Source organism: Verrucomicrobiota bacterium (genome assembly GCA_016871675.1).
Taxonomy (GTDB): Bacteria; Verrucomicrobiota; Verrucomicrobiia; order Limisphaerales; family VHCN01; genus VHCN01.
In genome coordinates, this window is record VHCN01000074.1 from 1 (window position 1) to 16,170 (window position 16,170).

The following is a 16,170-nucleotide window of genomic DNA, read 5'->3' on the forward strand; positions in this document are numbered from 1 at the left end:
CATCAAGGCCTTTGAGACCGCGCACGGCATGCAAGCCGCCGCGCCGGAAGCCTTCGACCTCGCGAAGGAAACCGACGCGACGCTGGCGCTTTACGGCCTGCCGCGTGGCAGCACGAAGGGTTTCGCGTGGCAATGTCTCATCGCTCGCCGGCTCGCGGAGCGCGGCGTGCGGTTCATCGAGCTGATTGACACCGGCGCGTCCGGCAACTGGGACTCGCACGGCGACATGTCCGCCCACGGTCCGCTCGCCAAGAACGTGGACCAGCCGATGGCCGCGCTGCTGAAGGACTTGAAGAGCCGCGACATGTTGAAAGACACGCTCGTCGTGTGGGCCACGGAGTTTGGCCGCACGCCGTTCAACACGGCGAAGGACGCGAAGGGCCGCGAGCATCACGCGCAGGCGTTCACCTGCTGGCTGGCCGGTGGCGGCGTAAAGGGCGGCTTTAGCTACGGCGAAACCGACGAGCACGGCAACGCGGTCGCGACCAACGGCGTCCACGTCCACGACTTCCACGCCACGATGCTGCACTTGCTGGGCTTCGACCACACGCGCCTGACCTACCGCCACGCAGGCCGCGACTACCGGCTGACCGACGTCTTCGGCAATGTGGTGAAAGATGTCATCGCGTGACGCGGCGGCGTTGAGTTCGAGCCGAACCCGCACGATGAGGCTTCCACAGCGCATCGCGGCTGGTAAGCTGAACCAGTGAAATCCATGCGGCCGACCGTTTCCTGGCGAGTGACTACGCGAGGCCGCGTCGCCGCCGTTCTCGCGTTGCTCCCGTTTGCCCTCTCGCCCGCGCCGCGCGCCGTGGGCGCGAGCGGCGAGCAGATTTTTCGCAGCCAGTGCGCGAAGTGCCACGGCCTGAAGGGCGAGGGCGTAAAGGACAAATACAAGGACGCGCTCACAGGCGACTGGTCCGTGGAGAAGCTTGCTCGCTACATCTCCAAGAACATGCCGGAGGACAAACCCGGCACCTGCGGCGGCGAGAACGCGGCGAAGGTCGCGCAATACATCCACGGCGCGTTCTACTCGCGCGAGGCGCAGGCGCGGTTGCGGCCGGCGCGCGTCGAACTCGTGCGGCTCACGAATCGCCAATACATCAACGCCGCATCGGACTTGATCCAGCGGTTCACGGGCGCTGAATCCCCGGTGTCCACTGCGCGCGGCCTCCAGGCCTCTTACTACAAGTCACGGAACATCCGGCGTGGAGACGCGGCCATTCAGCGGGTGGACCCGCAGGTCAATTTCAACTTCGGCACGAATTTCCCTCCCGGCCTGCCGGCCGGCACCAACGGTTTCGCCATCAACTGGCGCGGCTCCGTCATCGCGGAGGAAACCGGCGAATACGAGTTCAGCCTCAAGACACCCAATGGCGCGCGGCTCTGGCTGAACGACGACGAGACGCCGCTCGTGGACGGCTCGGTCGCGTCCGGCGAAGGCAACGCACCGAGGGCGACGCTGCGCTTGATCGGCGGGCGCGCGTATCCGCTGCAACTCGAATACTTCAAGACGCCCTACAACTTCGTCCGGCCCAAGGACGCGACATCCGCCATCGCCCTCCAATGGAAACCACCGCACGGGGCGCGCGAACCGATCCCCGCGCGCAATCTCGTGACGGGACACGCACCGGCCTCATTCGTGCTCGCGACACCGTTCCCGCCGGACGACAGCAGCGTGGGCTACGAGCGCGGCGTGTCCGTGTCCAAGGCATGGGACGACGCGACGACGCAGGCGGCGATCGAGGTCGCGGGGCATGTGGTGAAAAACCTCGACCGCCTGAGCCGCAGCAAGCCGGCCGACGCCGATCGCGCGGAGAAGGTGGAGGCGTTTTGCAGCGAGTTTGTCGAGGCGGCGTTCCGGCGTCCGCTCACAGCGGAGCAAAAGCTGCCCGCGGTTTCCGTGCCGCTGAAAGGCGCCGCGAAAGTCGAGGATGGCGTGAAGCGCGTCGTGCTGCTTGCGCTCAAGTCGCCGCGGTTCCTGTTCCTCGGGCTCGAAGGGTCGAAGCCGGACGACTTCACCGCGGCCGAACGGCTTTCGTTCGCGCTGTGGGACTCATTGCCGGACGCCGGGCTGCTGAAGGCCGCGGCGGCGGGGCAGTTGCGGACGCGCGAGCAAGTGGCGGCGCAGGCGCAGAGGATGCTGGCCGACCCGCGCGCGAGGCTGAAAATGCAGGGCTTTTTCCACCACTGGCTCCAGATGAGCCAGACCGAGTTCGTGCCAAAGGACGGGGCGCTGTTCCCCGGGTTCACGGCGGAACTCGCGGCGGACTTGCGCGTCTCGTTGAACCTGTTTCTCGACGACATCCTGTGGAAGGATGGCGCGGACTACCGGAAGCTCCTGCTCGCGGACCACATGTTCGTCAACGACCGGCTCGCGACATTTTACGGCATCGAGGCGGACACGGCCGGGGACTTTGTGAAGGTCGCGCTCGACGCGAAGCAGCGCGCGGGCGTGGTGACGCACCCGTATCTGCTGGCGACGTTTGCCTATCCCAAGTCGAGCTCGCCGATTCATCGCGGGGTGTTTCTCACGCGCAACATCGTTGGCCGGGCCCTGCGCGAGCCGGCGATGGCCGTGGCGTTCAAGGATTCCGACTTCGCCCCGGACCTCACGATGCGCGAGAAGATCACCGAGTTGACGCGGCCGAAGGCGTGCCAGGGCTGCCACTCGGTCATCAACCCGCTCGGGTTCAGCCTCGAACAGTTCGACGCGGTGGGCCGATTCCGGACGCAGGACAACGGCCGCCCCGTGAATGCCGCGAGCGATTACGCGACCGACGACGGCAACACGGTGCGCCTCGCGGGCGCGCGCGATGTGGCCGAATTCGCCGCGGGAAACGAGCAGGCGCACGCGGCGTTCGTCGAACTCCTCTTCCACCACACGGTGAAGCAGCCCATGTCCGCCTACGGCGCAGGGACGATGGACCGATTGCGGAAATCGTTCGCCGGCGCTTCGTTCAACATCCAAAGCCTGCTGGTGGACATCGCGACGACCTCCGCGCTGCACGGCATCGAGAAATCCCGCGGGCCGGTGAAGACTTCGTCGCGTTGAACGGACCCGGGGCCCCGTGCATCCGGCTGAAGCGCACAGCACCCGGTCTTGAAGAACCCCCGGCACATCCGCGCGAGAATGCGGCCTCCCCTGGCTGCTAAGCCTGCAATTTCTTCAGCGCGTCGCGGACACGCGCCGCCTTCTCGTAGTCTTCCGCGGCGACAGCTTCGTTCAAGGCGATCTCGAGTTTCTCGCGCTCGGACAGCGGGCGCTTGGAGCGGATGTCATTGAGCCAGAGTTCGAGCGAGGTGATTTCGCCGCTGTGCTCGATGAGCTCGGGCCGTTCGTGCTCGCGGTAGAATGAGCGCAGTTGCTCGATGCCTTCCTCGATGAGACCCGCGGCCTTCTCGTGGTTGGGCTCACGCAGGAGCTTCGTGCCGAGCGCGCGATAGCGCATCAGGAGGAGTTGCGGGCGGAACTGTTGGAGCGACCACGCCAGCTCGCCCGACGCGGCGAACTCGGACGCGAAGTCGAACACCTGCAGGTTGCGTGCGGTGTCGCGATCGACGCCGTCGAAGTCCTCAAGTTGGTAGAGGCAGATGTATCGGTGGTGATATTGGATGGCTTCCTGCTGGAGGCGCGCGACGTCCTCGGGCTTGAGCTTGAACTTGGACTCGCCGCCGTCACCGGCCTGATTGTGCTCGGCCTGGGATTTGTAATAGAGGAACCACGACTCGTGGCCGCGCGGGCGCTTGCCGTCGGGGCGGCCGGTGAGATTCATCTGGAGAATGCCGAGGTCCACCCGGAGCTGGAGTTTCTCGGAGCCATCCTTGGCCGTGAACTTGCGCACCACGACCTGCCCGGGCTGGTAATCCCAGTGTTCCAGCAGGGTTGAGATGTCGATGTTCATGGCGCGACTATGCCGCTGAATGTGTGCCTGTCAACCCGGTGAACGCGGGAGTTGTTCACGCGCAGTCCACAAGGCTCACGCCTCAGAATACGCCGAGCGTGGCCAGCACGGCGCGCGTGCGCGGGACCTCGTGGGTGCGGAACACGTCGGTCTTTCCGAGCGCGGCGAGCACGGCGAAGAACGGTTCGGCGCAGCGCACCTCGTCGCGGAAATACTCGAACGCGTGCGGCAATGCGTGGCACACCGGCCAGCCGAGTGAGCGGAGGCGAAATGTGTTGAGGAACACACCCATCTGGTGACGCACGCGCACCGCGCTGTCCTGCAGGTTGCGATAATAGAAGCCGAGCCCGGGGTCCACAAGGATGCGAGAGACGCCGCAGCGCGTCGCGATTTCGATTTGCCGGGCGAACTGTTCCCGCATCGCGGCGACGGGGTCCGTGCCAGGATCGAAGTCGCCCACTTCACGGACGTTCTCGCCCTGCACGTGGCAGAGGATCACGGCCGCGCCGTTTGCCGCGGCCATGCGGAACATCTCCTCGTCGGTGAAATTGCCGGTGAGGTTCAGCACGTGGGCGCCGGCCTCGACACACGCGCGAGCCACGGCCGGCGAATACGTTTCAACGGACACAAGGACTCCCGATGCCCGCAGCGCGCGCACCACCGGCAACAGCCTGCTGCTTTGCATGGCCGCGTCCGCGCGACCCGCGTTCGCGAGCGTGGATTCCGCGCCCACGTCCACGAGGTCCGCGCCCTGTGCCGCGAGCACCCGGCCGCGCTCGATGGCGGCGTCCGAGGACAAGCAGACGCTCTCGCGATACCACGAGTCGGCGGACAGGTTGACGACGCCCATGATGGACTTGCGCGAATTGAAGGCGAAGTGCCGGCCGCCGATGGCGAACTCCTGCACCCGGGCGGAAGCATCCGCGCGGTGCGAATCCAGCAACTCGGCGAGGTGTTCGAGCGTGAGCACGGCGTGAGCGTGCCGAAGGCGAGTGCGCACGGCAACGGGCAAGTGCAGCGGGATTCGCGCGTCGAGTCGCAGAAGCAGGCACCCACACCGCTGTCATCAGGCACGGGTCCAGAACCCGGCGCGCCCCAGCCACGCTTGACCGACCATGGCCCGCGACGCATTCTCCGCGCGCTTTCGAACATGGCCCTGACTCCCGACACGATCAACGAATTGCGCGGCTGCGTTGGCGCTGAATCGGTGCTGAGTTCCAAGGAAGACCTGATTCCCTACGCTTTCGACGGCACGGCGGCGCTCTCGCAGATGCCCGGTTGCGTGGTGTTCGCCGCAAACGGCCGGCAGGTGGCCGACGTGCTCAAACTTGCGAACGACCGCCGCATCCCCGTGGTCACGCGCGGCTCCGGCACCGGACTCAGCGGCGGGAGCCTGCCGTCTCCGGATTGCCTCGTGCTGTGCACGGTGAAGATGAACCGCATCCTTGAGGTGGACCGCGCCAACCTCACGATGCTGGTCGAACCCGGCGTCACCACGCTCGCCGTCGCCGACGCCGCGGCTGCCGCCGGGCTGTTTTATCCGCCCGATCCCGGCTCGATGAAAATCTCCACGATCGGCGGGAACGTGGCCGAAAACTCGGGCGGTTTGCGCGGGCTGAAATACGGCATCACGCGCAATTACGTGATGGGCCTCGAAGTCGTGCTGCCCGACGGCGAAGTGCTGTGGACGGGCAACAAATGCGTGAAGGACGTGGCAGGCTACTCGCTGCGCGACCTGTTCATCGGCTCGGAGGGCACGCTCGGCGTCATCACGCAAGTCCTGCTCAAGCTCATTCCCAAGCCCGCCGCAAAGAAGACGATGGTCGCCACGTTTGGGGCGATGGACGCCGCGGCGCAGACCGTCAGTGACATCATCGCCGCGCAGATCATCCCTTGCACGCTGGAGTTCCTCGACCGCACGACCATTCATTGCGTCGAGGATTACGCGAAGGTCGGCCTGCCGCTCGACTGCGAGGCGTTGCTGCTCATGGAGACGGACGGCCACCCCGCCGCGGTGGACGACGAAGCCGCAAAGATGGTCGAGCTGGCGAGGAAGAACGGGGCGATGGAAGTGCGCGTGGCGAAGGATGACGACGAAGCCACGAAACTCGCCGCCGCCCGCCGCAGCGCGTTCAGCGCGCTCGCGCGGGTTTCTCCCACGACCATCCTTGAGGACGCCACGGTGCCCCGCAGCGAGCTGGCGCGGATGATCCGCTTTGTCGAGGCCGTCGCGAAGAGGCACCGGCTGCGCATCGGCACGTTCGGCCACATGGGCGATGGCAACCTGCACCCGACGTTCCTGACCGACGAACGCAACGAGGAGGAGATGCAGCGCATCCACGAGGCGTTCAAGGAAATCTTCGACGAAGCCATCCGGCTCGGCGGCACCATCACAGGCGAGCACGGCGTGGGTGTGGCGAAGAAGGACTTCCTGCCGAAGTTTGCCGGCACCGCCCAGATGCGTGTGATGCGCGAACTGCGTCGCGCGCTCGATCCGAACGGGATTTTGAATCCGGGGAAGATGTTCGACTGAGGCCGCCGGGCGGAATCGCTATTGCGTCGAAGCGCGGCGAGGGTCCCAGTAGCGGGCGTTCTTGATGGCAAGCGCGTTTCCGGAACTGGGGTTCATCGGCGGGTTGATCTCATCGTCCTTGCGCGCCTCAGTGTGCCCATCGTTGAAGAGGACGATTCCGCGCCCGGCGTGGCGGCTGTGGTCGATCCCCTCGAAGCTGGCCGGTGCCACGCTCTGGTTCATGCCCGAGGCCGGATACCAAAGGCTTGTGCTCCACCTCCGGGCGGCCGTCGGCATCGCCTCGCCAGCGACAAGGCTCTCTTCCGGTTTCATGACATCCAAACGCCTGAATCGGTAAGTGCTGCGAAAAACCACCCCGGCGAGAGTCAGCGTGCTCTGAGCATTGGGGAACGGGCCGTGAAAAAAACCGTTGTAGCCGTAGCCCGCGAAGTGAACGTCGTAAGCCCATTGCCAAGTCACGCCCTGATCCGTGCGCGTGCCGCCGCCTTTGAGCACAGGGCAGCGAAAGATGTTCGAGTTGTTGTCCCGCCCCATGATCGCCGGCCCCCACCAGTCGGTCAGAATGGTGACGCTGCTCGGCTGCTGGCTGGCGTTGTTCCGGTGGTCCGGATACCGGTCGTCGTATTCGTCGGTGTAAAGTTGGAAGTAGGTGCCGATCTGCTTGTGGTTGTTCAAGCACGTGGTGCGGTGCGCCTTTTCCTTGGCCTTGGAAAGCGCGGGCAGAAGCATCGCCGCGAGGATGGCGATGATGGCGATGACGACGAGCAGCTCAATCAACGTAAACGCACGAGGCGACGGGCGGGTGCGCACGAGGGATGAGTTCGGCGAGATCATGGATTGAGGTGCCGAAGTTGATGTCATCATCGACCGCCCATGTCAATGGGCTGGTGGCGTGAAAAACACCGATCCCAGCACAGTATTGCTGGACGAGCCGATCCTCCCACGACGACACCCCGGCAGATCAAAATCGTCGCGTGTTCCGCCAGTGCGCAAGTTTTAGTGTTTGACCTCACGGGGCTGATTTTCTAAAAGGACTCCTAGCCAGACACTTCTTATGAATCGAATCGCCACTTCCGCAGGCTTGATCGCGCTCGGGGCCGTTGCCGCCGCGCCAGCCTCCGCACAAGATGACACCAAGCCGTGGAGCGTCTCCGGCTTGCTGCGCGGATTTTACGACGACAACTGGAACACCGCGCCGAGCGGCACGGGCTTGCGCCAGAGCAGCTACGGATTCGAACTGAGTCCCACGCTCGGCTACAAGCACGCCACGGGCCCCACGACGCTGACCGGCAGCTACACCTACGGGATCAAGTATTTCGAAAGCCGCCCGAGCAATAACGCCGACCACAGCCACCTCGCCGACGTGAAGCTCGAGCACAAGTTCCCCGAGCGCTACTCGCTGCAACTCACCGATTCGTTCGCGTCGTCGCAGGAACCCGGCGTGCTGGACCCCGCGAACGTGACCACGCCATTCCGGTCGAACGGCAACAACATCCGCAACACGGTCAGCTTGAATTTGGGCGCAGAGCTCACGCCGCTGTTCAGCCTGGTCGCAGGTTACAGCAACAGTTTTTACGATTATCAGGACACCGGCACGGACAGCCGCTCGGCGTTGCTCGACCGCACCGAGCACCTCGCGCGGCTCGACTTGCGCTGGAACGCCCGCACGGACCTCGTGGGAATCCTCGGCTACCAATTCGGTTACAACGACCAGACCAGCACGGACCAGATCACCACCACGGCCACGCCGCCCGGCCAGCCGGCGAGCGTCCGCGATGCGCGTTCGCAATACTTCTACGTGGGAGCCGATCACTTCTTCACGCCGCAGGTGCAGGGCAGCGCGCGCCTCGGCTTCCAATACACCGAGTATCCGAGCGCCCCGGCGGGACTCGTCAGCAGTTCGACGAGCCCTTACGTGGATATCAGCGGGACGTGGGAATACACGCAGGACGGCACCGTGCAACTCGGCATCAAGCACAGCCGCAACCAGACGGACGTCTCCAGCGGCGCGCAAGACGCTGAAAGCACCACGGTCTACGGGTCCATCAGCCACAACATCGCCTCCGTGCTGAAGACCAGCCTGATCGTGCAGTATCAGAACTCGAGCTTCCGCGGTGGCTTGTTCGACACGCTTTCGGACAATTTGTTCCTCGCGGGCTTGAACGCCAGTTACGAGATCATCAAGAACCGGCTGTCGGCCGAGGCGGGCTACAATTACGACCGCGTCGACTCCGACATCGCCGGCCGCAGCCTCTTCCGGCATCGGGTGTATATCGGATTGAAAGCCAGCTACTGAGCCGCCATCTTCTCTTCCAACTGGAGGCTGGATGTAATCGAGTCCAGCCTCCTTTTTTTTAGCGATGGATCCCGAACAATCCCAACCTTCCGGGGAGTCGAGGCTGCACTTTCTGGACTACTGGCGCATCATCCGCGTCCGCAAGCTCGTCATCCTCACGGTCTTCCTGCTCATCACGCTCACCACCACGCTCGTCACCTACTGGCTTCCCAAAACCTACATGAGCAGCGTCCGCATGGACGTGAAGAAAGACGAGACCATGCTCTCGAAGCTCAGCGGACAACCGACGATGAATGTCTTTGATCCGTTCTTCGTGCAGACGCAATTTGAGCGCATCCAGTCCAAGGACGTGCTGCACAAAGTCATCGAGGATCTCCGGCTGCAGGAGCGCTGGGCGCGACGGCAGAACATGCCGGAGCCGATGAAGAAGACCGACACGGAGACGCTGCTCAAGAAACGCATCGACCCGCGGCAGGTCCGCAACACGTCGATCATCGAGATCCGCGTCTACAGCGAGCTCAAGGAGGAAGCCGCCGAGATCGCGAACAAGATCGCCGATGTCTACAAATCCAACCGCGCCAAGGCCCGTGACCTTCAGACCACGCAGGGACTCAACGAACTCCGTGGCCAGCTTGCATCCAAGAGCAACGAAGTCGTCCAAGCCAAGATCCACCTCGACCAGGTCCGCACCAACCTGAACCTCGACATCATCACGCCCGAGACGGCGGCGGGCACACTGACCCTCGAGGTCGAAACAGTCCGGCAACTCGAAGTGCAGTTCAACAACGACAGCACCAAGCTCGTCGGCAAGGAGAAGATTCTCGCCGGGCTCACCAACAAGTCGGTCGCCCAGCTCCGTTCCTCGATTCACATTTTCGTGCCCGATGAAATCCTCGCCCGCCTCATCGCCACGCACACCCAGGCCGAACAGGAACTCGCCGCGCGCAAGGCCACGCTCGGTGTGGACAACCCGGACTACAAAAAGGCCCAGAGCATCCTCGACGCCGTGGACCGCCAGGTGGACGCGCGCGTGAAAGGCAACCTCGAGGGCATGCAAAACGAGCTCGAATCCCTTCGCGCCCAGCGTGATTCCCTGAAGGTCACGCTCGAGGCCGCGAAACTTCGCAGCCGCGAGGCCGCCCGCAAGAGCCGCGAGTATCTCGACGCCCTCGACAACCACGAGAAGCTCAAGCGCGTCCGCGACGTGATTGAGTTGAAGATTTTCCAGGAGGAGAGCGACGCCAAACTCTACAGCCCGGCCACCGTCGAGATCACCGACCCGGCGGAGATCATGGACCGGCCCGTGCTGCCGAAGATTCCCCTGAACATCGCGCTCGGCATCATCTTCGGCCTCCTGGTCGGCGTCGGGCTCGCGTTCTTCATCGAATATCTCGACACGAGCGTGAAAACCATCGACGACATCGAGCACTCGCTCCAGTCGCCGGTGCTCGGCGTCATTCCGCAGGATGTCGGTTTCCTCGGCGACGAGGGCCCCGAAAGCCCCAATTCCGAGGCGTATCGCATCCTGCGCACCAACGTTCTCTTCTCTCGCAAGGACCAGAAGCTCAACGCGCTCACCGTCGTGAGCGGCGGCGCGGGCGAGGGCAAATCCACCACCGTGCTCAACCTTGCGGTCACGTTTGCGCAGCAGGGCGCGCGCGTGCTGCTCGTGGATTCCGACCTGCGGCGGCCCAGCCTGCACCGGCGCCTCAACCTGTCGAACCAGGTCGGCCTCACCAACTTCCTCCTCAAGCAGAGCGAGTTGAAGGAGGTCATCCAGACCACAAGCGTCCCGGGGCTCGACTTCCTGCCCAGCGGCAAACTGCCCGCCAGCGCGATGAGCATCCTCAACACGCAACAGATGCGCGACTTCATCGCGAACGTGAAAAGCCGCTACGACTACGTCTTCTTCGACTCGCCTCCCATCATGGGCGTGAGCGACGCCTCCATCCTCATCAGCGAGGTCGACGTTGCGATCATGGTCATCCAATACCGGAAATACCCGCAGAGCATGGCCATCCGCGCACGACAGATGATCGAGAAATACGGCCACAACCTCCTCGGCGTCGTCCTCAACAACATCAACGTCTCGCAGGACGCCGGCTACTACTACTACGGCGGCGACTACTACGGTTATTACAACAAGTCCAGCCGCGACCGCGCAACGTCGGAGTCGAAACCCGCCGCCCCACAAACCGACAAGAACGGCCATCCGCCTTCAGCCACGGCGCCCGTAGACGACGCGTTCAATGCCGAGCGGAAGAAAACCAAGCCCGCGCCCGAGGGTCCTGGCCTTCACTCCAAATACTAGGTCGCACGCGAGCTTTCAGACTGGTAACTTTCCCGCGATGAATCGAACCAAGTTCCTCTCACTGCTCGCGAGCGGCGCCGCGGGAGCCTTCGCCGGCGGGTGCGAGAATACGAAACCAGGCCCGGTCGTCGTCCGCGACGTGTTCCCGACCGACCAGATTCGCGCCGAGGACAGGATCGTCATTGTCTTCAATGATGTTCCGTCCGTCGCGGGCGGGAGCCAGCTCGCCTTTGACGGTGCCGTCCCCGACGATGGCACCATCGCCCTGCCCTACAACAAGTCAGTGTCCGTCAAAGGCAGGACCACGACCGAGGTGCAGCAAGCCATCAAACCGCTCTACGTCCCGAGCATCTGGCTTACGCTCTCGCCCGTGGTCCGCATTCAGGAGCGTTACTTCTTCGTCTACGGCGAAGTCCGCCAATCCGGGCGATTCACTTACACGCAGGATTTGACCGTCCTCAAAGCCATCGCCACGGCCGGCGGATTCACGGATTTTGCGGATCGCACTGAAATTGAACTCACCATCTTCAACGGCAAGAAGCACACCATCAACGGCAAGGTCGCGGAGAAGAACCCCGCCTACGACCTGAAAGTGCTGCCCGGCGAGAAAGTCCACGTCCGGCGCCGGTTTTCGTGAATCGACCGCCACGGCGCGGGCAGATTCGTGACTGCCCCGTCAGCGACTCTGCCTGAACGCTTGATCCAGCTCCAAATCCTCGCGGGCGCGAGCGTTGGCACACGCGTCGCCGTCTCGCGCTTCCCGTTCTCCATCGGCCGCGCCGAAGCCGCGCACCTCCGTCTCGCAGACGCCGGAGTATGGGATCATCACCTCGAACTTGAACTCCGCGGAGACGGCGTCGAGGCACGTGTCCTCAGCCCCGCGCTTGCGACACTCAACGGCGAACCGCTCGCCACTGCGCGGTTGCGCAACGGAGACACGCTCCAACTGGGCTCCGCCACACTCCGCTTCTGGCTCGCTCAAGCCATCCAACGCGACCAAGTCGCCCGCGAGCGGCTGATTTGGGGATTCCTCGGTGCGCTCATCGCGGCTCAACTCGCCGTCATCGTCTGGCTCGCGCGTTGAGGCCCGCCGCTGCCGGGCCGACACTCAACGGGCCCATTGGTGGCCAAACCGCTTCCGTCGCTTTTCAAACCCGGACCGCCTCGACACTCCGTGGAAGGCCGAGTGCTGGCCGTCCTCCCGCGCGTGTCGCCCGGCTCCGTGCCGGCGCTCTGGACTGTGACTGGAGTCGCGTTCATTCTCCATCATCGGCGGCGGCGGCGCATTGTAGTTGAACCCCTCGGCGCGCTTGCGCACGAGGCCGCGGTTGATGAAGCGCTCAAGCGCGCGAAGTTCCGACTGGTCGTCCGGCGTCACGAAGCTGATCGCGTCCCCCACCGCGTGGGCGCGCCCCGTGCGGCCGATGCGGTGCACGTAATCCTCCGGGTGCATCGGGAAATCGAAGTTGACCACGTGCGAGATGCCGTCCACGTCAATGCCGCGCGCGGCGATGTCCGTCGCCACCAGCACACGCACGTCGCCGTCCTTGAAGTCGCGCAGCGCGCGGAGCCGCTGGTTCTGCGAACGGTTTGAATGGAGCGTGGCCGTGCGGATGCCGCCGCGTTCGAGTTGCTTCGCCAGCCGGTCGGCGGCGTGTTTCATCCGCACGAACACCAGCACCATGTTCATCCGGTGGTCCTGCAACAGGTGCTGCAGGAGCGCCACCTTGAGCCGCGCCGGGATTTCAAAAACGAACTGCGTGACCGTCTCGGCGGGATTCGCGCGCCGGCCGATCTGCACCACCTTCGGCGAGCGCTGGAACTCGTGCGTCAACCCCTCGATCTCACGTGACAGCGTGGCCGAGAACATCAGCGTCTGCCGGTGCTTGGGCAGTTGCCGGATGATCCGCCGGATGTCGGGCAGGAAGCCCATGTCGAGCATCCGGTCCGCCTCGTCCAGCACCAAGTGCGTCAAGCCGGTGAAATCCGCGCAGCCGCGCCCCATCAAATCCAGCAACCGTCCCGGCGTGGCAATGATGATGTCCACGCCCGACCGCAACGCCGCGATCTGCGGCGTCTCCCCCACCCCGCCGAACACCGTGGCGATTCGCAACGGCAGATGCCGGCCATAGGCGCGCACGTTCTCGTCAATTTGCACCACGAGCTCGCGTGTCGGCGCGAGGACCAGCACGCGCGTGCGGCGTTGCTGGCCCGCAAGCTTCGCGGCGAGCCTGGTGAGAATGGGCAGCGTAAAGGCCGCCGTCTTGCCCGTGCCGGTCTGCGCGATGCCGATGATGTCCTGCCCCGCGAGGACGAGCGGGATGGCCGCAACTTGGATGGGCGTGGGCTCGGTGTATCTGGCTTCGCGGATGGCAGTCAGGATGTGGGCGTCGAGCCCCAGTGCGTCAAACGACATAGACGCGAAGTATGGGCACGGCACGGGCCTGTGCACACAAGAAAAAGTGCCGAGGTGCGCCGCGACGCGTGTCAAATCCTGAAAGTCGTCGGCTCCACGCGAAGCGTCCCCGCGCTCGAGGCCGCGAGCCGCGATGCCGACGGGTTGGTGGCGCTGATGGCCAAGCAGGCGCTGGAAGAGATCAGGCAGCGGTCGCCGGGCCGCTCGGCGCGCTCACGGCACCCAGCCGATGAGCTTCGCGCCGCGGAGCATCCCATAGGCTAGGAGCCCGGTCATGGGCAGGGTCAGGACCCACGCCCAGAGGATGCGCTCGACGACGCCCAGTTTCAGTGCGCTGAAACGCTTCGCGCAACCAACACCCATGATGCTCGTGGTGATGGCGTGCGTGGTGGAGACGGGCATGCCTAGCTTTGCCGCGACCATCAGCACGCTTGCCGCAGTAGTCTCGGCGGCGAAGCCATGCACGGGCTGGAGTTTCACCATCTTATGCCCAAGTGTCTTGATGATGCGCCAGCCACCCGCGGCAGTCCCGGCGGCCATGACGATTGCACACGTGATCTTGATCCACATCGGGATGTGGTCGCTCTTCGGCCCGAGGGACTCGATGCGGAGGAATCCCAACCAGTCGGGCAAGCCCTCCAATTCCCCGGCCTTGGTGGCGGCAACGAGCGCAAGCGCGATGATGCCCATTGTCTTTTGCGCGTCGTTCGAGCCGTGGCTGAAGCCCATGTAGCCGGCGCTCACGAGCTGCATCTTGCCGAAGAGCATGTTGACGGTGTGCGGCTTCCAGTTTCGCAACAGGTAATAAAGCGTGGTCATCACGAGGAACCCGACAAGGAGCCCCAGCACCGGCGAACTGACCATCGGGATGACCACTTTGTAAAGCAGGCCGCTGCCTTCCCAAATCTGCCCCCCGGCGGCGGGCTTGGACCAGATGAGCGCGGACCATTGCGTGTCCGCTGAAGCGAGCGTCGCGCCGCAAAGCCCGCCCACCATCGCGTGCGTCGAGCTGCTAGGCAGCCCGAACCACCACGTAATCAGGTTCCAGATGATGCCGCCAAGCAGAGCGCAAATAATGGTGTGCGATGTGACAAACTTCGCATCCACCAGGCCCGAGGAAATCGTCTTGGCCACGGCCGTGCCGGCCATCGCGCCGACAAGGTTGGTCGTCGCCGCAAGGATGATCGCCTGACGCGGCGTGAGGACCTTGGTGGAAACGACTGTGGCGATCGAATTCGCCGTGTCGTGAAAGCCGTTGATGTATTCGAACACCAACGCGACGATGACAACCGTGAGGATAAGCGTCATGGCGCGTCACGCGTGCTTGAGCATGATGTGGACGACCACGTTGCCGGCGTCGCGGCAGCGGTCGATGACCCGTTCGAGCAACTCGAACAGGTCCTTCAGCACGTAAACTTTCAGCGGATCGTGTTTGCCGCTGTAAAGGTCGCGCAACAGATCGAGGATCGCCTTGTCGGCCTCGCCCTCAAGCTTTTGCAGCTTGTCGTTGAGCGACTTGACTTCCTCGAGACTCGCCGCGCGGCGCAGGCACTTGACGAGCGACACGAGTGTCTCGGCGGCCTGGTCGAGCAAGGCCCCCTGCTGGGAGAAGTCCGCGCCCGTGACGAGGTGCGGCGCGACGAGCATCCGCTCGGCAAACTTCTCGATGGTCTTGGGAATCTTGTAGAGCGCGTTGGAGAGCGCCTCGATGTCCTCGCGTTCCAGCGCGGTGACAAAGGTGGTGCAGACCTTCTCGCTGATCTCCTCTGTGATCTTCTTGTCCTTGCGGCGCGATTGGACGAACTCGCTCATGAGCGCCGGGTCCGGGTTGCGGCTGAGCTTGAGCAGCGCGGCGGCGCTGGATCGCGCCTCCTCGGCGCTGGCTTCAAGCAGGGTGAAGAAGACGTCTTCCTTCCCAAGGATTTTTTGGAGCGAGAACATAGTGGGGTCGGTGTGGTTTCGGTTGTTTCGCGGCGAGAGTGTGGCGGCCAAATGACGAACCGGCAGCGGCGAGGTGACGATTGCGTGACAAGTCAGGTTAGAACTTCCACAAGGCGTCCACCTGGATGCGCGTTGCCCCAGCCGCCGAGCCGACGGGCGTCTCATGAACCGCGTCGGTCACCCAAAGCGTCACGCCCAATGTGAGCGAGTCGAAGGGCGTGTAGCCGACGCGGAAGATATGACCGCGCACGTTCGTGCCGCCGATGAAGCCCGCCGTGCCGCCGGTCATGCGCGCCGCCTGGGTGAATGCGTTGAAGTCCGACTCGGGCAGCTCTTCGTAGATCGAGTCCGCCTGCACTTCGCGCAGCTCGTAGCTGGTTTCCCACAAGCCTTTCTTGCCAGCCTTGCCCATCGTCAGCTTGAGCGAATACGCCTCGTTGTCACGTGGCGCGGCCGGGTTGTGGAGGAACTCGCCCGAAAGGCGGATGGGGAACGCGCCCTTGTAGAAGCTCACCTCGGGCACGACATAGGTAATGCCGGCATCCACGATGAACGGGTTGAAATTGTAAGCCGGCGCGCCTGCCGAAGTGCCGCCGATGCGCGTGTTGCCCTCGCCGATGTTGAGCTGGCCGTTGGCAATGGTCAGGCTGTCCTTGCCGCTGATCGCAAGCCCCGCGAAGCCAAGCGTCGTCTGCCACTTCGGGCTCCACTTCGCATCCCAGCGCAACTGCCCGGACACCATGTAAGTGTCGAGGGACGACGCGCCGC

Annotated in this window: 12 protein-coding genes and 1 pseudogene; 7 read left to right on the forward strand and 6 right to left on the reverse strand. The window is 64.2% G+C overall.

What is annotated here, in order from left to right; genetic code table 11:
- Window positions 1-631 (forward strand): DUF1501 domain-containing protein (locus FJ386_13040; GenBank protein MBM3877620.1); only part of this gene is annotated, 631 nt, incomplete at its 5' end.
- An 84-nt stretch (window positions 632-715) separates the two neighbouring features.
- Window positions 716-3,055 (forward strand): DUF1592 domain-containing protein, encoded by a 2,340-nt coding sequence (locus FJ386_13045; protein MBM3877621.1) that lies wholly within the window; start codon window positions 716-718, stop codon window positions 3,053-3,055.
- 97 nt (window positions 3,056-3,152) lie between these two features.
- Here FJ386_13045 and FJ386_13050 read toward each other — a convergent pair whose 3' ends face one another.
- Window positions 3,153-3,905 (reverse strand): hypothetical protein, encoded by a 753-nt coding sequence (locus FJ386_13050; GenBank protein MBM3877622.1) that lies wholly within the window; start codon window positions 3,903-3,905, stop codon window positions 3,153-3,155.
- Between the two features lie 82 nt (window positions 3,906-3,987).
- Window positions 3,988-4,875, reverse strand: coding sequence for a dihydropteroate synthase (locus FJ386_13055; protein ID MBM3877623.1), 888 nt, complete (start codon window positions 4,873-4,875; stop codon window positions 3,988-3,990).
- A gap of 180 nt (window positions 4,876-5,055) precedes the next feature.
- Here FJ386_13055 and FJ386_13060 point away from each other — a divergent pair, with 180 nt between their 5' ends.
- Entirely contained in the window at window positions 5,056-6,438 is a 1,383-nt protein-coding gene (locus FJ386_13060) for an FAD-binding protein (protein ID MBM3877624.1), read from the forward strand.
- A gap of 651 nt (window positions 6,439-7,089) precedes the next feature.
- Here the strand turns inward: FJ386_13060 and FJ386_13065 are convergent.
- A pseudogene (locus tag FJ386_13065) lies at window positions 7,090-7,302 on the reverse strand (prepilin-type N-terminal cleavage/methylation domain-containing protein).
- Window positions 7,303-7,492: 190 nt separating this feature from the next.
- On the opposite strand from FJ386_13065, the gene FJ386_13070 reads away from it, so the two are divergent.
- The 4 genes from FJ386_13070 (at window position 7,493) to FJ386_13085 (ending at window position 12,129) form a co-directional block, all read left to right on the forward strand.
- A complete protein-coding gene (locus FJ386_13070; GenBank protein MBM3877625.1) occupies window positions 7,493-8,734 on the forward strand; it encodes a hypothetical protein in 1,242 nt (413 codons plus the stop codon).
- 64 nt (window positions 8,735-8,798) lie between these two features.
- Window positions 8,799-11,045 (forward strand): polysaccharide biosynthesis tyrosine autokinase, encoded by a 2,247-nt coding sequence (locus tag FJ386_13075; protein ID MBM3877626.1) that lies wholly within the window; start codon window positions 8,799-8,801, stop codon window positions 11,043-11,045.
- Window positions 10,984-11,682 carry a hypothetical protein gene (locus tag FJ386_13080; protein ID MBM3877627.1) on the forward strand — a complete coding sequence of 233 codons (699 nt, stop codon included), beginning with the start codon at window positions 10,984-10,986 and terminating at the stop codon, window positions 11,680-11,682. Before FJ386_13075 ends, FJ386_13080 begins: the two co-directional genes overlap by 62 nt.
- On the forward strand, window positions 11,683-12,129 hold the full coding sequence (locus FJ386_13085; GenBank protein MBM3877628.1) for an FHA domain-containing protein: 447 nt from the start codon (window positions 11,683-11,685) through the stop codon (window positions 12,127-12,129).
- A gap of 24 nt (window positions 12,130-12,153) precedes the next feature.
- Here FJ386_13085 and FJ386_13090 read toward each other — a convergent pair whose 3' ends face one another.
- The 3 genes from FJ386_13090 to FJ386_13100 form a co-directional block, all read right to left on the reverse strand.
- Window positions 12,154-13,461, reverse strand: a complete 1,308-nt coding sequence (locus tag FJ386_13090) for a DEAD/DEAH box helicase (GenBank protein ID MBM3877629.1) — start codon at window positions 13,459-13,461, stop codon at window positions 12,154-12,156.
- A 213-nt stretch (window positions 13,462-13,674) separates the two neighbouring features.
- Window positions 13,675-14,769 carry an inorganic phosphate transporter gene (locus tag FJ386_13095; GenBank protein ID MBM3877630.1) on the reverse strand — a complete coding sequence of 365 codons (1,095 nt, stop codon included), beginning with the start codon at window positions 14,767-14,769 and terminating at the stop codon, window positions 13,675-13,677.
- 6 nt (window positions 14,770-14,775) lie between these two features.
- The gene (locus tag FJ386_13100) at window positions 14,776-15,402 is read right to left on the reverse strand and encodes a DUF47 family protein (GenBank protein ID MBM3877631.1); all 627 of its coding nucleotides are present in this window, start codon (window positions 15,400-15,402) and stop codon (window positions 14,776-14,778) included.
- Window positions 15,403-16,170 lie beyond the last annotated feature (768 nt).